Source organism: Bacillus sp. LR--39, from assembly GCF_053613335.1.
Genome location: NZ_JBSIOT010001239.1, coordinates 1 through 594 on the forward strand (window position 1 = coordinate 1; position 594 = coordinate 594).

Annotated in this window: 1 protein-coding gene and 1 pseudogene; one reads left to right on the forward strand and one right to left on the reverse strand. The window is 46.8% G+C overall.

Annotated elements, in window-relative coordinates; all coding sequences use genetic code 11:
* Nucleotides 1-151: pseudogene (locus tag ACWHAR_RS29675) on the forward strand (ribonuclease HIII); the annotation flags it as partial.
* A gap of 198 nt (nt 152-349) precedes the next feature.
* On the opposite strand, the gene ACWHAR_RS29680 reads toward ACWHAR_RS29675, so the two are convergent.
* The coding region (locus ACWHAR_RS29680) for a phenylalanine--tRNA ligase subunit beta-related protein (protein ID WP_452088764.1) at nt 350-594 on the reverse strand (245 nt) is incomplete at its 5' end.

A 594-nucleotide genomic window follows, 5' to 3' on the forward strand; every position in this document is an offset into this window, starting at 1 on the left:
GACGCTTCCAAAAGGGGCCGGTCCTCACGTCGATGAAGCGGCCGCCAAGCTGATCCTCAAAAAAGGGGCATCCGCACTCAGAACCTTTACAAAACTCCATTTCGCCAATACGCAAAAAGCGCAGCGCCTTGCTGATAAAAAACGTTCCTAGAAAAAAAGCTTGCAGATTTCTCTGCAAGCTTTTTTCATCTTTTCAGCGTGATTGAAAACCCTTGAAGTCTAGAAAAGCCGAGCATTGGAGCACAGCGAATGTTCTAATTCGTGAGCACCAACGCGCAGACTTGACAACGAATGCGAGGGTTTGCCGACACGCTGAGCTTGCATTTCTCTGCAAGCTTTTTTTATTTTATCAGCCTCTTAAAACAGCTTGATATGTGTTTTCTAACGCCTTCAGCACTTTGCTGTGCGCTTTTGTCACTTCTTCTTCAGTCAGTGTTTGTTCAGGGTTGACATACTGGAGTGAGAAAGCGACTGACTTCTTGCCTTCCTCCATATGTTCGCCTTCGTATACGTCAAAGACGGTTACCTCTTTCAGAAGCTTGCCGCCAGCCTCTTTAATGACGCTCTCGAGCTGTCCGCTTGTGACGGTTTTAT